The sequence below is a fragment of the Gimesia alba genome (assembly GCF_007744675.1).
In the GTDB taxonomy this organism is placed as follows: domain Bacteria; phylum Planctomycetota; class Planctomycetia; order Planctomycetales; family Planctomycetaceae; genus Gimesia; species Gimesia alba.
On record NZ_CP036269.1, the window covers coordinates 3147205 to 3167872 of the forward strand.

Below are 20668 nucleotides of genomic sequence, written 5' to 3' on the forward strand. Positions count from 1 at the left end.
TTTAGCAAATCAGCAAAGAGACCGGTTATCTGCCGGTCTTTTTTGCATTAATGGGGACAACCATCGGATCGAAGATGATCTGCTGTTGCTTTTGATCAATCCTGCGGTAGACGAGTGCCAGTTGAAGCATCAGAGGTTCGAGTTTCTGGTAATACTCATCCGAATTGGAAAACTCAGTTTTGCGCTGTTTCAGTGCAAGAATTTGGAGTTCCAGTTCATCGCGTTTCAATTTCTGTTCGCCGGAAATCTGGGCAATCGGTTGTGTCGCGAACAAAGTGAATTGATGAGCCCGATGCCCATCTGGTAATGTCGTCTTCTCAGAATGGGAATCAGGCATTCGATTCAGACCTTCAAATTGATCGCCGCGGGTTCCCTGTTGATCGGCATTGTCATCCAGCAGAGCGTGCTCGGTGGCCAGTTCTCCTTTTTCCTGATAATAGGCGTTCGTTTCGCGGCAGGCCGCCAGATAGGCTTCAAGTAGCGAGATTTGACCGTCATGATCCAAATCAGCCTGGGGTTGAGAGCTGGCTTCGGAAAGAAAATTTCCAAAGCGGGAGAAGTAGAATTCGTGTCCGTTCTTTGTCGCTGAAATGATCACACGATTGTCCGCTGACAGCGCGTTCAAAAAGGGGCCGCTGGATGAAAAACAATTGAGAACAGCCAGCGGGTGTTTGACGGCGTCACAGGATTGGCTCAGTTGATCAGCGGTGAGATCGGGGCCACGCAAATTGAAACGGGCGGTTTTACCATCAAAGGTGCCATGTCCGATCAGGATTAACCAGGTGGCCGTCATGTTATCGGTTTGACGTTGGAGTTCTCGCGTGATCAGTTCCAGATCCGACTGGCGCGCATCGACGCTTTCTCCAATCACTGTTAACTCAGCTTGTTTATGAGCAGCGATTTGTTTCCAGCGCTGCGACCAGCGGGAAAACTGCTGTTCATATTCTTCCAGACCGCCGGCACCGATCACAACGATCATGCGTTCTGTTTTTTTGATGGGAGCTTCACTCTCTGCGTTCAATTGCATGGCATTGATGAGTGTCAACAGACAAATCAATATCGTTTTCAATCCAGTTCGGATTTGATTGTGCATCAGGGTAATCCTTTCCAGCGTCGTAAAGACCACTCACCAAACAGGCACCCCAGGACGAATACCAGAACCCAGGGGTGATGCCAGAGTGGACTGACTGACTCTTCTGTCACAGGAATGTGGCGTTGATCCAGAGAATTGACGAACTGTGACAGTTTGGCAGCCGGGATCACTTCCCCTTTTGTTCGTGTCGCGAGTTGTTGCAGTCGGTCAAGGTCCGGATAGATGGACCGGAACTCCCTGCTGCCCGGGTCGTGGACCCAGCCGCTATTGATTGTTTTTGATTTAGAATCGGGTGAGGTAACAGTTGCAGAAACCGCATAACCGCCCGGTTGAGGGGGTAGATAGACGGTCTGGTATTCGCCCGGCTTGTCGGCTGTTGGATCGGCTGTCAGTTTGATGGTCTCAGTTTTGGGCGTCGTGATTTCCAATTCGACCTGATAATCGCTACGTTTCTGGAATTCTGGATCCCGGACGAGGACTTTGATTTTCGTACCGGAATTGCCCTCGGGGTTCGAATCAACCAGGAGATCAATGGGTTCCAGCACATCGGTGGTCATCCACCGCAATAACTGTCGCCAGGATTTGTAGAGTTGGGGAGACGTGGAATCTTCTTTCAACCGCCAACGCCAGAGATCCCCAATCATGATGGCTGTGACACGTCCCAAGCCGTACCGTTGTGTAGCAATTGCAGGAAACACGGCTTTCTGAGGGCTCTTCAATTCTGCTGCCAGAGTGGCACCAGGCTTGGTAGTATCCATCCGATTGATCGTTTTGAAGGTCGGCATTTCTGTCAGGCGTTTGTGTTCTTCCTGTTCCTGTTTGTGGTGACGCATCCAGGGTTGAAGCCAGCCGTCGCGAGTCAATGCGAACTGATAGTCGCTTTCGAAGGCAGAAGTGTCTCGCTGTGGGAAATAAACCGGCAACAGACGGCTCAAGTCCGTTTTATTGTAGCCTCCTTTTTGAAACGATTCCTGCCCGCCGAGCATCACCAGCCCGCCACCCCGCTCTGAAACAAAGCGGGTGATCAGATCCAACTGGTCGTGTGTGAAGAAGGCTGCTTCCAAGTCGTCGATGATTAGCGTTTCATACTGAAACAGTTCCCTTTCGGTTTTGGGAAAGCCGTCTTTGAGTTCATCGGGAGATTGCGTATTGATCCGTACGAATACCGGCTGGTCGTAGCGTTCCAGGTCGGCTTCATTTTGGGGGTCAAAGCCGCGAAAGAGCGCGTTTCCTTCTTCCCCGTCCCGACTGCGAAAATCGAATTTGGTTTCTTTTTTGCCGATGCGGATCAGTCCCACCAGATGAATAAATTCGTCTTCTTCAATTGCCCGTCGCAAGAATTTGAACTCCCAGTTGGGGCGGCCTGAGACATACAACACGCGATGTGCGGTGCGGCCGCGATCAATTTTCAGTGTGCGCTGATTGTTGGACAGCGTGGCTTCGTTGGTCTCTGCTGAGATCAGCGATGTTTTGATTTGATAAAAGGCGATACCGGTCGCATCGGGGCGGACTTGGAAACGAATCTGAAACTCCTGTTCGGGCTGACTGACTTCGCGGGTTACCGTCTCGACCACCTTACCAGTTTCATCCAGCAGTTGTGCCTTGATTTGTTTCTGCTGGCACTGTGTCGCGGAAAGGTCGGCGAGAATTCGAATCGGTGCGTCTTCAAAGGGGGAATAGCTGACGGAAGTTTTTGTGATCGCCAGGTCGGTGGCCGGAGTGGAATCGCCAATCGGAACCGAGTAAATCGGAACGGAGGTTTCCAGCTGGTTGATTTCTTCGGCGGAGATGCCGTCCGTCATCAACAGAATACCTGCTAACGGGAGCTTCTGATAGCGGCGATTTAATTCATTCAGACTGGAGACAAGGTTTGTCTGGGAGCCGTCAAAGGTCAAGTGCTGCAAATTGGTCTGGGCATGCGCGTGGGCATCGACGGAATATTTCCGGACCGAAAAATTCTGTTCCAGATCGATCATCCATTGCGGTGTCTTCTGCTCGGCTTCAGTGGTTGAGAGCAATTGTTGAATCTGTTGCAGGCGGGGTTGACCTGTTTTGGAATCTTTAATTTGCAGGCTCTGGCTGTCATCCACCACGATCGCGAACAGATTGGTGCCGGGATGAATCCGCACGCCGCTCCATAACGGCTCGGTGAGCGCAATCGAGAGGACTGCGATGCCGCACAGTTTCAGACTGAAGGCGACCCCCGACAGCGAACGCTGCAGGGAGAGTGAACGGTAGGCATAGATCAACAGTGCCAGACCTACAATGAGGACAGCGATGGTGATGGTGGTCCAGTCGGGGGCGCCGAATTGGATTTGGGCCAGACAAATCATTTTCCACTCCCTAATTCTTCATAGTAGCGACGGACCAGGTCAGAGTATTTTTCCGGTACCGGGTCGCGGTCAATCGGTGCCAGCGATGTCTCCGCGCCTCGTTTGCTGATTTCGTTTGACAATACTTTTTGAAGTTCAGCCAGCGGTTCCAGGATTTGCGCATTGACCAAGTCTCCTTCCGGTACTTTGGAATGTCGTTTGAACTCGGCACGCATACTCTGTGCCCGTTCACGAATTTGAGCGACTTTACTACGTAGTTCAGGATCTCCCACCATCTCCTCAACATCCCGCATACGGTCAGACCACTGGCGGAACTGATTGCCGGTAATCGGTCCCGCCGCCGGTGCCCCAGGACCTCCCTGACCTCCACCAGCGCCCCCTTTCGAATTGCCGCGGGACCCCTTTAATGATTTAGGAGATGATGGTTTTGATGCCGATTGTGAAGATGACGGAGATGAGGATTTGCCGGAGCCTGATTGAGAGCCCTGACCTTTACCTTTTTGGGCCGACGCCAGTTGTACGGGGGACTTGCCCTGACCGGAGGGGGAACCAGATTTACCCGGTTGACCGGCTTTCGTTCCCGGAGATGGTTTTTGTCCGGGAGATTTCCCTTTTCCGGTCTGGGTTGATTTTTGTGCAGACGGTTTTGGCTGGCCTGCTGCTTTGGGATTGCCGGCCAGTTTCTGTTCCTGTTTCATGTCTGATGTGAGTGATTTGATTTCTTGTCGGGCCCGTTTGAGTGATTCCAGATCGTTGCCCAGAACACTTTCGGCGGCGACTTTGATCCCCTGTTTCATCGCTTCGATTCCCTGCCCGGCACGTTGTTCAGCCTGTTGCGCCCGTTCGGTGGCGCCCTCTTTCAGGAAGTTGGCGGCATTCTTTAACGCATCTTCCGGGCGATAGGGTCTCGTTTTGCGAATGGCATCGTACAGATGCTTGGAAAGCAGTGGCTCTGATTTTTCAGACTCCTGAACGACTTTTTTCATCTGTTTCACCAGATTTTTCAACCGATCTTCCTGCTTCTCAAGTTGATCGGCGAGTTTCTGCTGCCCCTGATTCTTTCGCAGAGACCGCCGTCCCTTGGGCTGGTCTGGCTGGTCGGATTTATTGAGCGCCTGGCTCAGTTCTTTCTGCTTTTGATCGAGTTGTTCGGCCTGCTGATTCAGGGATCGCATGGCGTCGGCGAATTGGTTGGCAGTTTTTTTGCGGAATTCGTTTTTGAGTTGGTCCAGTTGCTGCTGGGCGCGGGTTCCGGAGTTCAGGGCACGTGAGACCTGCCCTTCTTTGAGCGATTGTGAGCTTTGTTGCAGGTGTTTCCGCGTCTGTTCGAGTTCACGTCGGGATTTCGTGGATGAAGGTTGTTTAGACTGATCCATCCGCTGGGCGACTTCGTCGGCTTTGCGAAGCAGTTCGCGTTGTCGTTCGCGTAAGCGTTTCAACTGGCGTTCGATTTCTTCGCGTTCCTGATCGGATTTTGCGAAACGCTGTTTGTCGGCCAGTTCTTTGAGTTGTTCATTCAGATCCTTTTGACGCTGCGCTAACTCTCGCAACCGGTTAAGGATTTGCAGTGATTCACGATTCGGTTGTGTCGCCGGAGGTGGGGATGCCTGATTCTCGGTTTCATAACGCTGTTTTTTGTTGGTCAGCTCCAGTTGTTGCAGTTGATTCTGTGAACGGCTGCTGCCGCCCCCTTTGCTGCCTCCCCCATTTTTATTTTGGGAAACCTTATGCTCGCGGGCGCGCAGTTTCAGCAGGAGCTGGTAACTGGCTTGTTCAGTCGCCAGGGCTGTGGTGAGTTGTTCAACCTCGTTGGCATCCTTGGCCGCGTTGAGCAGCGAAACGGTTTCCTGCATTTTTTGTGAGATGGAATCGATGACGGCTTTTGATTTTTGCGATTTTACTTTTGAGGCCAGCTTGATGACTGCGGTGACCAGTGCCTGTTGTGCCTGTTGCAGTGTATTCACGTCTTCTGCGAACTCGCTGGATACGGTCTCCTTGATTTCGCGGCGGATGATTTTCCAGGTCGCATTGATAATCTGTTTTTGCTGCTCTGCCAGCTTTTCGGCCTGCTGAGCATTCCCGCCACTTTTTCCCGATTTCGAGGAGCTGTTTGCAGAGCGGCCTTGCTTGAAGATTTCTTCAAAGTGGCGGACTTCCATGAAATACATGTCGCTGAGCACTTTGCGTCTGCTGCCGTCAGGGGCGATGTCTTCCGCAAACAAGTGATAGGAAATCAGCGTGTCCGGCTGTACCTGCAGACGTTCCAGCGAGAGGATGTGCTCGGTGGCCACCTCCAACTTGGGCTTTGTTGTGTTGAGTAAATTCAGGGTTTGAATAGGCTGACCGGGAATTGAATAGACGAGTCCTACCTGTTGCACGCCGAAATCATCGACGACGGTCCCCTGCACGAGGGCCTCTTCCAACGGGGAGACACGTGTATCGCGAGCGGGAAATGTCACTTTGATTTCCGGGGGCAGGTTGGGAATGACGGCGAGATCGATGAAAGGTTGGTTTCGGTTTTCTCGTTTGTCGGCATCGATCAATCGCAAGTTCCAAGTCTGGCTCTGTTTTGCTTTGAGCTTGAGACGGGCTGAGGTGCCATTTGAGCTGAGTACCATCGGTAATGGCTGCCCTGCCCCTGATACCAATCGAGCCGCTTTTACAGGTTTGTTGAACCGGGCGTGGAGTTCAATCGTCGAACCGGTGACCGCGCTGATAGTCAGGCTGTCTTCCACTGTCTGTGTTGGTTGTCCCGTGTACTCGGGGGGCGTGATCACCGTATCCAGTTGAACCAGTTTTGGTAAAACGTAGACTTTGACCTGATAGGTTTCCGTTTCCCAGTGATTTACTTGAACGGAATAAGTAAGATCCTCGCTCACGGCAGGCAGCCGGGTGGCAAAGACCGGGTCGTCCAGGTGTTTGACGAGCGGCAGTTCCTGTGTTTCTCCTGACGCCCCGTGGATGTGCAGGGTTGCAATATCGGGGATTTTCTCTATGAATCGTGCGGTAATTAAGAGAGGGTGATCTTTTTCCAGATCGGTGGTTCCCGGATTTATTTCGACCTGATACTGTGCTTTGGTGGAAGCGATGGTCGACAGTGGTTCTTCTTTAGGAATGGGCGCCGCCTTCAGGTAAGACCAGCAGGTGAGACAACTGATGAACCAGGCAGTGAAACAGACGAGGTGTGTTGTGCTTTGCAGGATCAGTCTGCGGTTGGAGATCGTCTGCCGCCAGTCGTGTTCGGTTCCATGCTGAATAACTTGTTGTATCAGGCGATTCTGCAGAAAAGTGGGCTGCGTTTCATCGGTTGTTTTTTCTAATTCCAGTGTGGCCAGCAGGCTGGTGTCCAGATCCGGGTAGGTCTGTTCAATTAAGGTAGCGATTTGATGGCGGCTGGCAGGAGAAACACGATTTCGGGAGCGAAACAGAAGCATTCCCGTCGCAACGAGGCATGGTACACCCAACAGCACAGCCAGCAACAGGTGTTGGAATTGTGGTGCAGCAATCGGTTCGATGAGTGTTAATGTTAACAGTGTCAGGACGCCGGCAATCAGCCAGAGCAGGGTCAATCGTTTGAGATTCTGGCTGGCCTGATAACGAAAGACGACCTGATTGAGTTGTTGTAAGAGATCGGGCAGGCCCATGATTACGCCTTTCGTGTCGCTGAATTTTTGCCGGCGATCCATTTCGCCAGCAGTGTTTCCAGACCCAGCATCGCCAGCGCGACAATGATCAGCCAACGCCATATTTTCTGTTTCTGTTCCATCTCCCGGATCAACGCCTGGCGTTTCAGATCGGCGGGGGCTGAATTGGCGGCTGTGGTTTCGTTGTGGTTGAGTAGCTTGACTCCCAGTGCTTCCAGTTTTTCGATTGCCAGTGGTGCGGTCTTACTTTCTTCGATGTCGAGATTGACCACAAACTTTTGTACCGGCGTTGTTTCATCTTGTGATGTAATCTGATACAGGCCGGGTTGGACTGTTTGTTCGAAATTCTGCTGACCCACTGCCAACTGAATTGATGAGACCTTGGGCACGCTCACCTTCGCTGCTTTGAGGGACTCGGGCAGCTTGACGGTTTCACCGACAATGAATTGGGAGGGAGTATCGATCATATTGGCATTGAGGGCCAGAATGGCATTCATCATCGGTACAAACTTGGTTGAAAGTGCGAACTGACTTGCCTCGGGAGTCCAGCCAAACGTCATGACGATGAGGTGTCCCTGACCAAGGGGGACGTTCACAATCGCCGGACTTTCGTGGTCGAAGCGTGCCAGAACCTGATGCGGTACATCTTCGGGAAGCGAGAGCCGCTGATACTTCCAGAATTTCAGGTTTGTGAAGTCCGAATATTCAGGAGCCTGGAACATCTGAAACAGAGGGTGCTCGAATTTGATATTTGTGAGCAGTGCATAGCCGTTGACGTCGGCCTCCGAAACGAGGTTCTGTTCCGAACGGGAGATTAAAAGTTGAAACGTGTCACTGGTTTGTTGCTGGTTCAGGGAAAACAGGACTACCCCACCCTGCTCTAGATAATTCTTGACGAGGTTGGTTTCCTCGGCAGAGAGTTCGCGACTGACTATCATCAGCTGAATCTTCGCCACCGAAAGCAGAACTTGCGGTGAATCGGGGCCAACCGTTAAGAATTCGATTTTGCGCTGGGGCGTTGTCGGAAATGCGCGTTTGGCAAAATAATCAGGGGACTCGGTGGAGCCTGCGGCGGGAGTGCCGTAATGGACGATAGTGATGTTTGCCTGTTCGCGGGGTTGAAGATAAAGATTGTTGTCAAAGTCGTGTTTGTCGCCTTTGAGTACGATTCGCGTAGCGGGTTGCTGTTCGTCAATTGCCGGCATGCGAATGACTCGGGACTGACCTGCGGGGATGTAAATTTTCTGTGGTTGCTCGGACTCGCTGAGGGCCGTTTGATATGCGACCTGGAACTGTTCCTGCTTTGAGTCGCCCGCATTGACAATACGAACCGTTGCCTGCCCTTGTTCGTCGAGTGCCAGGAGTTGGAGCCCAGCATTACTGGTCTGTTTTTCTTTCAGTTGATGTAAGCGGACTTGAACCTCTGCCGGCCAGGAAAATTCTGAAAGTGAGTTGATTTGGGAACCCGCCTGGAAATCCGTAATCAGCTCAATCGTGCTGTTTTGTAACAGGGTTCCCGTCGGATCCGAAATGGCCTGTTGCTGCAGTCGTGCGGCGATTTCTGACAACGCGAATCCCAGATTGGTCGCGTTCCAGCCGGGAGTCAGCTTGGTGAGGCGTTCACGGTCGGTTTGCTGCGTTTGTTGAGGTGTGTCCTGCTTTGAGTCCTTGATCGGTTTGACCGAGGTGAGCTGGGAATCAAATGTGTAGATGGCGATCTGATTCTCGTCGGCTTGCTTGATGATTTCGTCGGCGGTCTGCAGTGCTTCTTTCCAGAGAGTCCCGCGCTGCATGCTGGAGCTGGTGTCGATCAGGAGAATGGTCTGGTGCTTCGTATCTGCCGCCGTCAGTTCGATGTCGGTGTTTTTGAAAAAAGGGCGTGCAAATGCAGTTACCAGAAGCATGACGGCGATAGCACGCAGCATGAGCAGCAACCAGTGTTCGATTTTATTTTTGCGGTTGGTTTGAGGAGGCTTGTGTTCCAGAAAACGGAGCGAGCTGAAGAACAGGACATTTTTCGGCTGGTGTCGGACCAGATGGAGCAGGATCGGCAGGCCGACGGCGATGATTCCAACTAGATAGAGTGGGGTTAAAAAACTCAACTGTGTGTCCTCTGTTTCTGGACTGCTTTCATGCGGCGCGATCAGCTAAAAAATCGGAGAGTCCTGCTTCCAGTGGTGTATCGGTGGTCAATTTGTGATAATGCACGCCCTGTTTGCGGCAGATAGTTTGGATTTCATCCAGGTGCTGGTTCAACTGCTGTCGATAACTAGCTTGTGCTGCTTTGGGATTGAGGGCGATGCGGTCGCCTGTTTCGAGATCTTCGAAAATCGCCGTTTCATTGAAGTTCAGATGAATCTCGGCCGGGTCAAGAATCTGGAATAAGGCTACTTCATGTCCTTTGGCACGCAGATATCCCAGATGGGTGTTTAACTCGTCCAGCGGTGACATGAGATCAGAAATCAAAACGACCAGCCCCCGCTTTTTAATCGTTTCGACGGCGTGTTTCAGAGGAGACACGACGTTGGTGTGTGATCCCTGTGGTGGTCGTTCCAGTTCAATCAGAATGCGTCTGAGCTGACCACGGGTGAACCGGGCGGGGACGACCGACTCAACCTGCTCATCAAAGATGATCAACCCACTGGCATCGCGCTGGGTGGAGAGGAAATAGGCAAAGGTTGCGACCAGTGTTTTCGCGTAATCCGATTTGGAATAACCCAGGCTGTGAAATTGCATGGAAGTACTCAGGTCCAGCAGCATGTGACAGCAGAGATTGGTCTCTTCTTCAAAGCGTTTGATAAAATGCTGATTGGAGCGGGCCGCCAGTTTCCAGTCGATGTGGCGCGGATCGTCGCCGGGCGTGTATTCGCGATATTCGGTGAATTCAACCGAAAAGCCGTGATAGGGACTGCGATGCAGGCCTTTCCAGGTCCCTTCGACGACCGATTTCGCTCTGAGTTCCAGTGATTTAATCCGCATCAGGCAGGCAGGATCAATCCGCTGGGAGGCCAGTCGCTTATTCTGTGGGGCGGTGTGTGGTGTATTTTGTTTCATGCGAATCGAACTCATGCTGCGATGGGCCTTTTAATGGTGTCAATCAGATGTTGAACGACTTGTTCGACGGTAATGCCTTCGGCTTCAGCGCGATAATTGATCAGAATGCGGTGACGTAAAACGGGAGCCAGCAATGCCTGGATATCTTCAACGGTGACATGCACGCGCCCGCGCAGGACGGCACGTGCTTTGGCGCCTAGAATCAGGCTTTGAGCGGCTCGTAGGCCGGCACCCCAGTTGACCCATTCATTGATGAAGTCTGGCGTTGTTTCCTGCTGTGGACGGGAGGCGGCACAGAGCTGGACGGCATAACGCACGATCTCTTCGGCGACGGGAACTTCGCGGACGAACTGGTGGAACTGTTGAATGTCGCTGCCGGTAAACAGCGGGACGATGGGCTCGGCATTACGGGCCGTTGTTTGCGTGACGACGGCGACTTCATCGTCTTCCGAAAGATAATCAATTACCAGATTGAACATGAAGCGGTCCAGCTGTGCTTCAGGAAGCGGATAGGTGCCTTCCATTTCGATCGGGTTCTGCGTTGCCAACACGAAAAATGGTTTATCCAGTTCATATTTGACGCCGGTGACCGTGACCTGTTTTTCCTGCATCGCTTCGAGTAACGCGGCCTGTGTTTTGGGAGGCGTGCGGTTGATTTCATCGGCCAGCAGAATATTTGTGAATACAGGGCCTTTAACAAACTTCATGCCCCGTGCATCCTGGGAGTCGCCTGCCAGAATTTCGGTTCCGGTGATGTCAGCGGGCATCAGGTCGGGGGTGAATTGAATTCGCTGTGATTTCAGCTTGAAAACCTGCGCCAGTGAATTGACCAGGAGCGTTTTCGCCAGACCCGGGGCACCGGTGATCAGGCAGTGTCCGCCGGCGAAGAGTGCGATCAGGAGCTGGTCGACGATTTCTTTTTGACCGATGACAGCTTTGGAAATTTCGACATCGATTTGCTGGCGGCTGTTTTGCAGCAGTTCAAAGGTGCGTTCGTCATCGCTGCGACCATCGGGGGAGACAATTTTAAGGTTCACGTTTCGGCTCCTGAAAAAATTCTATTAAGTCACCTGCGCTGGACTCAGTGGGTCATGGCATAAAACACAATATTGATGCCGAGGGGGTAGGCTTTCTTTTCGGAGAACTCCTGGAAATACCATTTGTCCTCCCCTTCCCGTTCCCAGCCATCACCTAAGTCGGTGTTGTGACAGACAACTGTCATCAATCGCCCTTTGTCATCGAAGAGGCCTCGGTAATGAACTTGTTTGGCATCTTCCCGTTCCCAGGTAATGCCTTCCGAACGGCCCCACTGGGCGACACCAATGCTGGGGACCTGGGGCTTTTCTTTTAGATCATAGACACAATGAAAAATCGGATGTTCCAGAGGAATGTCGACGAGCTCGCGTTCGGGAAAGACGCGTTTCATTTCCAATGCGAAATTATCCCATTCGGCTTCGCCCCAGAAATCGTCAACCATCATGAAACCGCCATTGGAGAGATAGCGTCTGAGTGCGACGACTTCTTCTTCCGTGAATTCCAGCGAGCCGGGCTCAATCAGATAGATAAAGGGATAATCGAAGAGTTCTTCGTCGGTCAGTTCCAGAATCCGGCCTTCGGGGTCAACTTTCATGGAAGTCAGTTGCTGGAGTCGATAGGAAAAATTCAAGTCGCTGTCGGGATAGTCGGTGGCCCAGCGCCGCCAGCCCTGGTGTGAGTTGTATCGAATGCGTACGAAGGTGAAGACATCGTGCTTGAATTCCGCATCGTTTTTCCAGTCGGGAACACCGCCGCGATCAGCGGGGATGGAGGGCCGATACTGCCCAATGCAGATCGTAACGACGATCAGTAATCCGCAGACCACAGTCAGTGAAATCAAACTATTCTTCATGGCAGGCTCCTCCGTGAGCCTTAGTGGTTCATGTCAAAACTCGTGCGAGGCATTATGGTGTGTTTGCCGTCAATTCAAGTAACAATTGATGAGCGGCCCGAAAGCGGGGCGCCTCTTCGAGCGCGATGAGTGTGTGTCGTTTGGCTAGTTGTAAATTATCCGATTGAAGTAACCGGGCGAGCTGGTAGTGGGCGGCAGCTTTGTTGTGTGGCTTCAATGCCAGGATGGCACGCCAGGCGTTGATGGCTTCCTGACGTCGTTGCAAATGAACACAGGCTTCAGCAAGTATCTGCTGGGTATCCCGATTGAGCGGATTAATGGCATTCGCACTTTGTGCGGCTGAGTAAACATCGTCCCAGTTTTGTTTCTTTTGATAGACTTCCGCTAAGCGTTGAAATACCGCGAGCGCATTGGGATTATACCGGGCATGCAGTTTCAGGTATTTCTGTTCCTCATCGAAGCGTTTTTGTTTCTGGTAGAGATTTGCCAGTCGCAAGCAGGCATTATCGGCGCCCGTGTACTGGGGATAGATCTTGGTCAGTTTCTTGAGCGTGGCTTCCAGTTCTTCGGTCCGGTTTTCTTCTTCCAGAATCTGGGAGTAAGCCATCAGGCCTTCAAAATGATTGGGATGTTTTTTGATCCAGTCATCAAATCGCTTGGTGTCGTCGCTGATTAGCGGCCGCAGATCCTGTTCTGACCAGTCAACTTTTGGGGTAAAGTCTTCCGCCTGATTTTGGAGGAAGGCGGCAAACTCCTGTTCCAGCTCACCTAATGTTTTTGTACGGCGTTCGATGGCGACATTGATGGGGATTCCCACGCGTAAATCATTCAAGATGAGTCGCAGGGCTTCGAAGCCGAACTGGTTGATGAGGTATTCTACGACCATCGATGACTGATAATATGCGAATTGCACGTGCAGGCTGCTTTTGGGATTGAGAAACGCACTGCTTAATTCGCCAATCGGAGTGGCTTCTCCGCTCAGAATCAATTCCCGGTACTGTGGAATCATTGTTTCCCCCCAACGGGGATTTTTCTGGCGTTCTTCGTAGACCGAGATACCTTCACTGATCCAGCGGGGCATTTTGTTTTTCGTCAACTCAAGTGTGACCACGTGACAGAACTCGTGCCAGAGAACTGACTCCCAGTTGGTGGGGTGATCGGCTTGAGAGGCGGGGCTGTTGGCAGTGATGACTTTTCCGAAGCAGACTCCCAGGTAACCGGAGACCGCAGGCATGCCGAAAGTGCGGACGGCAAAGTCGTCCGGATTAGGGAAGATCTCGACGGTGATTTTGGATTTCAGGTCGAGTCCATATTTTTGACAGAGCGTCTTGCGGGCGTCGTGCAGAAGTTGGACGACCTGCTGGCCGTAGACGTCTGCTTCGCTCGAATCCATGCGAATGATGAATTGTTCATCTTGCAGTGTTTTGAATTCGGCAAGTTGATCTTTCAGCTCAAGCAGATTGAATGTGGTGGTATCGTAGCCATCTTGTTGATGGGCCTGAAGTGCATGTTCCCAGCCACTGATTTCCTGCCCCAGCCGTAATTCGTCCTGAGCCAGTTGAATGCGGGCAGGCAGGTATTGAAGATCTTTTTCCAGAGCCTGGCGTTGATAGGCGGCGCCTTCCGCGAAGCGATAATGTTCGGAAAGGGCTTTGCCGATCAGATAGTCAACCTGGGGGTTCTGATCATGATGACTGAGTGCCTGCCAGTAGAAAGCGGTTTCATCGTGAGGTCGGTTTTCGAAATGGGCAATCACGGCCAGAGTGGCCCAGGCTTCTGTCAGGTGCGGATTGATAGCGAGAACCTGCTCCAGTCGCGCTTTGGCATTCGAAAACTGTTCCGAGTGGATCAGCAGAGCAATTTGTTCCATGTGGGCGGGGATATGATTGGGATTTGTACTGAGCACTTGAGCCATTAACGTTTCATAACGTTCGGGGTTGGAACGTTGCAGTGAGCGGGCCAGACCGAACAGCAGGTCTGCATCATTGGGGATCTGTTTTAATGCTGCTTGAAACGTTTCCTGTGCCAGCGCATAGTCATTTTTCGACAGCGCCAGATTTCCACTGGCAAGGTAGGCATCTTTGTGGTCGGGGTATTCTTTGATCGCGCGATCATAAAAGGATTCGAGAACTTCGCCGGGATCGGCATTTCGCATGAGCGATGCGCGCCCCAGTGCGACCAGACTGCTGGCATCGGTGTAACGCCAGGCAGAGCGGCTGGCGAGATCGTGGATGCTGGTCAGGAATGAAGAGGCTGCTTCGTGCTCGTTGTTCAATTGGTAGATTTCTACGGCTATAAGTCTGAGCGGGAGACTCCAGGAATAACGTTTGAGGCCGGCGTCAATTGTTTGTTTCGCTTCGACATATTGACCGACTGCCAGTTCTGCCTGTGCTTTGAGGAGTGGCCATTCAGAGCCATAGGCCTTCTTATTGATCGCTGCTTCTGCGACGTCGATGCATTTTTGGTATTGCCCGGTATGCAGTAATTGCTCGCAGTTTTCGATTTCTGACGAGTAAGAATAGACCGGAAAGACGGTGATGAAGAGTAGGAAACTGAGTGCCTGGAGAGTCTGAGCGCGAGGACACAGGCTGTGAAAAGAAAGCGGGTGTCGAATGGGAACCTTGAGGTCCTGCCTGATTCGGAAACGTTGCACTCGTTGCATATGCGCCCTTCCCTGGGAAAGTCCAATGTGCGAAGGAATTCGCAGACATTGGATCACCTTCTTCAATGCAGGATCAGAAACGATTTCACGATCCCGAACCACTGAAGAATATCATCTCTGACTCAATTGGAGGACGCCTGTTGTAGATCTTGAGTACGTGAGCCAACAGGGAACAATATCGAATTTGCTCGATATGTGCAATAAGAATTTTCCATAAGGAGGGGTTTTGGTGACGTTTTCTGATTTGCTCTGCTTCGCTGGTGAACGCAAAACAGGCAGCGATTTCAACGAATTGAAGGTTGAAATGCTACCTGTTTGTTATTTGCTGTTCAGCTGCTCAAAGTGAGCTGAAACAATATTTTCATGTCGTTTTTAGTTTAGAATTCACCAATGACACGACCATCATTGATCCCGGCAAGCCAAGTGTAGGTGTCGCCGTTGATGTTTTCGCTGATGAAACGAACTTTTCCATCACCCATCAGGAAGTGGCATCCACCAACGTGCGGGCTGCTGAATGCATTGGGGCTCGACTGGTTGATCAGTTCATTCGTTGAGGGGCCAGGAGTCGAGGTTTCTCCACTAGATGCGGTACCCGTTAGAGAGTTGGCATCAACCTGAAAACCGATCCAAATGGCACCATACCGATTGATTGATGCAGGAGCGGGGGAATCCAAAGTTGCTCGTTCACCAACCATGATGATGTTACTTGTGCCATCGGTCATGTCACGGAAACGGACTCTTTTGTCGCTGTTACCGAAGCTGGCCTGGACGGTGACAGCAACGGGTGTCGAAGGAGTCGTGTTCCAGTAAATTGAATTTCTGACTGCAGGGTAATTTGATTTGCCCCACTCATAGTTGTTGGTCACACTTTTACGATCTGCGTTGCGACCACCCATGGGGTCGGAAGGGCAGTTGTAAAAGGGGATGACAGTCTGTGCCTGTGTGGTTGCAGGGACTGCCGGGGTGACATTGGCAATGTTTAACCAGCCGCCTGTACCAGGATTATGGAACATGCTGGAGCTGATCTGGTTGTACAGGTTCGCTTGGTCGATGAAAGGCAGAATCATGGTTGACCAGGCAATCAGATTCGGGTTCTGTGCGCTGGCACCGGTTCCAACATAACCGGGGGGGAAGATGCTGAATGTTTCGTGGTAGTTGTGGAGTGCCAGTCCGATTTGTTTCAAATTGTTTTTGCAGTTTGAACGTCTTGCTGCCTCTCGTGCCTGTTGAACGGCCGGAAGGAGTAAGGCAATCAGAATCGCAATGATTGCAATTACGACAAGTAGTTCGATCAGTGTGAACCCGCGCTGTGAGGTTCCTTTGCATCTCTTCATCATAACTCCAGTGAAAAACATTGTGTGTAGAGGGTGCCTGCTAAAAGCGAAAATCGACTCTGACAGGAACCAGAGTGAGCTTGAGCAGCAGATGAAATTACATCTGTGATGAAGAGGAAACAAGAACGGTTTAAACTTAGTTTAAAAAAAAATAGAAAATTAATTTCCGCAGGTGCTGTTGTGTTTAGTGTGACGGCTTTAATCCCTTATTTTATAGGCTTTATTTTGTTAAATTTTGTCAAGAATATTCTTTTTTTGACGAACATGGTGTTCTGTGCATAAGAAAAAATACCCACGGTTATGGTGGGATGTTCTGAGTAAAAAATCAGCGTCGTAATCGCTCAAAGCGAGCCAAAGCCATCAAAGGGAAATAGGTGCGGTAGAGGTGGTACTTGAGATAGAAGACCTTGGGGAAGCCGGTTCCTGTGAAGGGTTCTTCGTCCCAGTTTCCATCCGCTTTTTGAGCTTCCAGTAAAAAATGAATTCCGCGCCGGACAGCCGCCGAGTCGATTTCTCCTGCCGACATAAGCCCCATTAGAGCCCAGGCTGTTTGCGAGGGAGTCTCTGCTCCCTGTCCGCGTAATGAGGGATCGGCATAGCTGTCTGCCGTTTCTCCCCAGCCTCCTGAAGGTTGCTGTTTTGATTTGAGCCACCCGACTGCTCGAACAATACGCGGGTCGTCGGAAGGAATGCCGATCTGAGTCAATCCGACAATCGATTGCCAGGTTCCGTACAGGTAGTTCACGCCCCAGCGGCCATACCAGCAGTGGTCGTCTTCCTGTTCACTCCAGACATATTCGATGGCGCGTTGACACGCGGGATGGCTGATTGGCAGTTGCACGTCTGCGAACGCTTCCAATACGCGCGCCGTTAAATCGGCCGTACTGGGATCAACCATCGCATTATGGTCGGCAAAAGGGACCTGGGTAAATAGTTCGCGGTTGTTATCACGGTCAAAGGCACCCCAGCCACCATCTTTATTTTGCATGCCTAGCATCCATTGCATTCCGCGCTGAATGGCGCCGATCATCGGCTGAAGCAAATCCAGATCGGCAAAGGCTTGCTCTCGTGATTCGCTACGTCCCGCGATAATAGCTTCCGTATTGAGATTTTCGTCATATGGGTTCCATTCCGGGGTCACTAGAAAGTCAGTCAGCCACTGGTCATTTTTTAATGATTTCGGCATACAGCGGCGCAAGGCCATGATGACCATCGCGGTATCATCGACATCGGGGTAAAACTCATTGTTAAATTCAAAATACCAGCCACCAGGAGTTTGTGAGCGGCTGGAATTGACCCAGTCTCCCGGTTGTCTGGCTTCCTGTGACAAGAGCCACTTGGCGGACTTTCGAATTGCCGGATGCCGATTGGAAACGCCCGCTTCGCGTAACGCGATCGTGCTGATAGCGGTATCCCAGACGGGAGACTTACAAGGCTGCAGACGAATACGATCGCCTTCTTTGATCTGCAGCTTTTTTAATTCACGCATTGCGCGCTGGATATCGGGACTGTTATCTTCTTCTCCCAGGCATTTGAGAGCAATCACGGTCCAGACGATGGGGGGGAAAATGGCGCCCAGTCCGTCGCTATGCTCAAAACGCGATTTCATCCACTGGTGTGCTTTGTTGACGGCTCGTTTTCGCAGCGGTTTGAATCCCAGGTTTTCGAGGCCTTTGTAACCCTGGTCCACGAACTGAAAGAAACGATGCCAGTTGAACCAGGTTTTCTTTTTGAGCGAGTCCAGGGCCTCTGATTTCGGTATGGTTCTGGGGTAGGCGGCAGGATCTCCGGTAAACAGTTCGGTGATCCCCTGCTCTGGCGGCAGAGCGATTGAAGGACGAAAGGCCCAGAGAATGCTGAGTGGAACCAGAATGGTGCGTGACCAGGCCGACATCTCGAAAATATTGAATGGCATCCAGCGAGGAATCAGCATCAGCTCGGGGGGCACAGCCGGGCACTTGGAATACGGAATCACTCCCAGTAATGCCAGGTAATAGCGGGTGAAGCTGTTGACGGCTTCGACACCGCCGGCTGCCAGAATTGCGATTCGGGCACGTTGCATATAATCGGCTTCGGGAGAATGACCGGTGAGCTTGAGTGCAAAGTAGGCTTTGACCGAAGCGCTGATTTCGATCGGGCCTTCCGGGTACATGTTCCAGCCCCCGTCAGGCATCTGGATATCCATCAGGTAGTTTGCGGCCTGGATTGCTTCTTGTGAGTCTTGCTTTCCCAGGAACGCCAGCAGCAGAATGTATTCCGATTCCAGAATCGAATCGCCTTCTAATTCTCCGACCCAATATCCGTCATCATGTTGTTGAGACAGCAGGTAGTCCCGCGAGCGGGCGATGCCTTTCAACAACTGCTCCGGGTGATCGAAGGGGGCAGCTTCGGTGCTGGGGAAAATTTTGAAGGTGGGGTTTGTTTCGTGTCCTGCCACCGGGTCGCCGGTAAGGTGGCTGGCTCTCAGTCTGCCTGAATTCATTTCAGGTGCTCCCTGACTCAGTTAATTCGGATTCCATTCCCAGAGATAAAGGTGAGGTATGCAATGCGCGCACTCATCTTCAAGGCGGGATCATAGGGAGACGCGGATTATCTTACAACCTCAATCTACGTAAGGGGTTTGAGAAAGCCTAAACCCCATGGCAAAACCTGCAGTATCACTGGATTAATAAGATTCACTCTGGGCAGCCAACTCGGGAGCTGCATCAGTTGCTTTCATCTCGTGGCCGGAAACGATGACTTCAAATCCAAGATCGGCAATCATTTCGTAATCGGCTTCCGCGGCCTGTCCTTTGGTTGTCAGATAATCGCTGACAAACATGGAATTGGCGGCGTACAATCCCATGGCCTGCATGGATCGCAGGTTGACTTCGCGACCGCCGGCAATGCGGATTTCCGTGTTGGGATGTGCCATTCTGAACAGACAGAGTGCTTTGAGGCAATACCGGGGATCGAGTTCGTCAACGGCTTCCAGTGAAGTCCCATCAATCGAATTCAGAAAGTTGACCGGAATCGATTTTGTCTCCAGCTCACGCAATTCGAATGTGGCATCGACAATGTCTTCCGGAGTTTCGCCCATGCCGACAATCAGGCCGCTACAGAGTTCCATGCCGGCATCCCGGGCGACTTTGAGGGTTTGCAGGCGATCTTCGTAGGTATGAGTGGTACAGATCTTTTCGTAATACTCGCGGCTGGTGTTGAGATTGTGGTTGATGCGATTCACGCCGGCCTGTTGCAGGCGTTTGGCTTGATCTTCGTTTAACAGTCCCAGGCAGCAGCAAATTCGCAGGTCGTATGATGATTTTATTTTTTCGACGACGGATGCAACGTGGTCAACTTCTTTGTCTGTCGGTCCACGACCACTGGCGACGATGCAATAGGTGCCCGCTTTGGCTTCATCGGCGGCTTTGGCGCCGTCCAGCAGCTTCTCTTCATTCAGCATGCGGTATTTGGGGATCTCTGCTTTCGAGCCACGGGCCTGTGAGCAATAGCCGCAATCTTCGGGGCAGAGTCCGCTTTTCGCATTTTTCAGGTAATAGAGCTGGACCTGTTTGCCAAATGCGTTCTGCCGGATTCGGAATGTGGCAGCTAATAAGTCCAACAACTCATCATCAGAAGAATTCAGGATCTCCAACCCTTCCTCGTGGGTAATCTGATAACCGGACAGAACTTGATCCGCGAGAGTCTGCCAGCGTGAAGGAGACGAATTAACCTGAGTGTTCATCAAATAGATCTTTCAGAGCATAAGAAGCAATTTAGTCGTATCAACCAGCCATCCGGGCACGGTTTGGATTGAGATCGGTCCTGAGAGGTAAGCATTGCCTGTTTTGCCGGTGGAAATCCCGGCTCAGACACGAGTTGTAATATATTGTACAGTTTATTTCAGGACGTATCTCGCTTCTATGATAGGCAAAAAGGGCGAGAGTACAAGTAAACTGGCTGTCTGAGAGAGTTACAGTTTGACGGAATCATCGATTCGGCTCAGTATGCGGTACGAATCCACTTTTGGCTGACGTCGCCTTTATCATCGCGAAGTGTGAACATTTTGTCCTCAATGGAGTTGATTTCGCGGACAAATTCACTTCCCCAGAGCTGTTTGATGTAATCCAGCTTGTTTTCCGGCTTTCCGCCGACGGCACGCAGAGTCAGTGTGGCGGCGTTGAGGCTCCATTCGATATCGATGGTGACCTGTTTTCCCAGAACAGCTGTCCAGAGGCCTTGAGGTTCAATCAGCATCGTCGCTGTTCCATTTTCCTTAATGGTCAGGATTTGCTTGCTGGAACTTTTGGTCTGCTCCCATTTGCCAACGAGTTTCGCCAGAATTTCATCGGATGAGAATCCTTCAAATGAGCCGGTTGACGCTGATTTTTGAATCGTTGCGTCGGGCGTGGCATCAGTGCGAAGCTGTGTCGAATCCGTTTGTGATAGACGCGTTGGGATTTGCTGCAGAATCGGCTGTTGTCGCAGTATTGTGTTACGACTTTCCTGAGACCGTGCTTGATCCGAATTCTCTGTTTTGAACAGGAATGGGGCTGAGACGCCTGTCAAAGCCAAGATAATGATTCCCGTTTTTTTCATCGCATGTGTCCTGCAGAACCTGAACCCCCTAATAGTTAACACAACTATATCTTATTTTCGGCTTGAGGGAACGCCAAGATTT

Annotated in this window: 12 protein-coding genes; all 12 read right to left on the minus strand. The window is 51.5% G+C overall.

Going from position 1 to position 20668, the window contains the following annotated elements:
• Window positions 1-25: 25 nt before the first annotated feature.
• Complete coding sequence (locus Pan241w_RS11785) at window positions 26-1093, minus strand: hypothetical protein (RefSeq protein WP_145215532.1); 1068 nt, start codon at window positions 1091-1093, stop codon at window positions 26-28.
• Entirely contained in the window at window positions 1093-3426 is a 2334-nt protein-coding gene (locus tag Pan241w_RS11790) for a hypothetical protein (RefSeq protein WP_145215534.1), read from the minus strand. The genes Pan241w_RS11785 and Pan241w_RS11790 overlap by 1 nt, the downstream gene beginning before the upstream one ends.
• Window positions 3423-7112, minus strand: coding sequence for a DUF4175 family protein (locus Pan241w_RS11795; protein WP_145215536.1), 3690 nt, complete (start codon window positions 7110-7112; stop codon window positions 3423-3425). Before Pan241w_RS11795 ends, Pan241w_RS11790 begins: the two co-directional genes overlap by 4 nt.
• Entirely contained in the window at window positions 7073-9172 is a 2100-nt protein-coding gene (locus tag Pan241w_RS11800) for a vWA domain-containing protein (RefSeq protein WP_145215539.1), read from the minus strand. Before Pan241w_RS11800 ends, Pan241w_RS11795 begins: the two co-directional genes overlap by 40 nt.
• A 28-nt stretch (window positions 9173-9200) precedes the next feature.
• Entirely contained in the window at window positions 9201-10139 is a 939-nt protein-coding gene (locus tag Pan241w_RS11805) for a DUF58 domain-containing protein (RefSeq protein WP_232107426.1), read from the minus strand.
• On the minus strand, window positions 10136-11161 hold the full coding sequence (locus Pan241w_RS11810) for an AAA family ATPase (RefSeq protein ID WP_198000476.1): 1026 nt from the start codon (window positions 11159-11161) through the stop codon (window positions 10136-10138). Before Pan241w_RS11810 ends, Pan241w_RS11805 begins: the two co-directional genes overlap by 4 nt.
• A gap of 44 nt (window positions 11162-11205) precedes the next feature.
• Window positions 11206-12012, minus strand: coding sequence for a DUF4159 domain-containing protein (locus Pan241w_RS11815; RefSeq protein ID WP_145215545.1), 807 nt, complete (start codon window positions 12010-12012; stop codon window positions 11206-11208).
• A gap of 52 nt (window positions 12013-12064) precedes the next feature.
• The gene (locus Pan241w_RS11820; protein ID WP_145215548.1) at window positions 12065-14674 is read right to left on the minus strand and encodes a peptidase MA family metallohydrolase; all 2610 of its coding nucleotides are present in this window, start codon (window positions 14672-14674) and stop codon (window positions 12065-12067) included.
• A 377-nt stretch (window positions 14675-15051) separates the two neighbouring features.
• Window positions 15052-16011 (minus strand): DUF1559 domain-containing protein, encoded by a 960-nt coding sequence (locus Pan241w_RS11825; protein ID WP_315940512.1) that lies wholly within the window; start codon window positions 16009-16011, stop codon window positions 15052-15054.
• A 322-nt stretch (window positions 16012-16333) separates the two neighbouring features.
• Window positions 16334-18490, minus strand: coding sequence for a terpene cyclase/mutase family protein (locus Pan241w_RS11830; protein ID WP_145215550.1), 2157 nt, complete (start codon window positions 18488-18490; stop codon window positions 16334-16336).
• A 183-nt stretch (window positions 18491-18673) separates the two neighbouring features.
• Window positions 18674-19732 carry a biotin synthase BioB gene (gene bioB / locus Pan241w_RS11835; RefSeq protein WP_145215553.1) on the minus strand — a complete coding sequence of 353 codons (1059 nt, stop codon included), beginning with the start codon at window positions 19730-19732 and terminating at the stop codon, window positions 18674-18676.
• Between the two features lie 257 nt (window positions 19733-19989).
• Window positions 19990-20586, minus strand: coding sequence for a hypothetical protein (locus Pan241w_RS11840; RefSeq protein WP_145215556.1), 597 nt, complete (start codon window positions 20584-20586; stop codon window positions 19990-19992).
• Window positions 20587-20668: the final 82 nt, after the last annotated feature.

Excerpts from the sequence above, each read along its gene's own strand:
- Pan241w_RS11785 (WP_145215532.1), bottom strand. The coding sequence starts at position 1,093 with ATGCACAATCAAATCCGAACTGGATTGAAAACGATATTGATTTGTCTG.
- Pan241w_RS11790 (WP_145215534.1), bottom strand. The coding sequence starts at position 3,426 with ATGATTTGTCTGGCCCAAATCCAATTCGGCGCCCCCGACTGGACCACC.
- Pan241w_RS11795 (WP_145215536.1), bottom strand. The coding sequence starts at position 7,112 with ATGGATCGCCGGCAAAAATTCAGCGACACGAAAGGCGTAATCATGGGC.
- Pan241w_RS11805 (WP_232107426.1), bottom strand. The coding sequence starts at position 10,139 with ATGAGTTCGATTCGCATGAAACAAAATACACCACACACCGCCCCACAG.
- Pan241w_RS11815 (WP_145215545.1), bottom strand. The coding sequence starts at position 12,012 with ATGAAGAATAGTTTGATTTCACTGACTGTGGTCTGCGGATTACTGATC.
- Pan241w_RS11820 (WP_145215548.1), bottom strand. The coding sequence starts at position 14,674 with ATGCAACGAGTGCAACGTTTCCGAATCAGGCAGGACCTCAAGGTTCCC.
- Pan241w_RS11825 (WP_315940512.1), bottom strand. The coding sequence starts at position 16,011 with ATGATGAAGAGATGCAAAGGAACCTCACAGCGCGGGTTCACACTGATC.
- Pan241w_RS11830 (WP_145215550.1), bottom strand. The coding sequence starts at position 18,490 with ATGAATTCAGGCAGACTGAGAGCCAGCCACCTTACCGGCGACCCGGTG.
- bioB (WP_145215553.1), bottom strand. The coding sequence starts at position 19,732 with ATGAACACTCAGGTTAATTCGTCTCCTTCACGCTGGCAGACTCTCGCG.
- Pan241w_RS11840 (WP_145215556.1), bottom strand. The coding sequence starts at position 20,586 with ATGAAAAAAACGGGAATCATTATCTTGGCTTTGACAGGCGTCTCAGCC.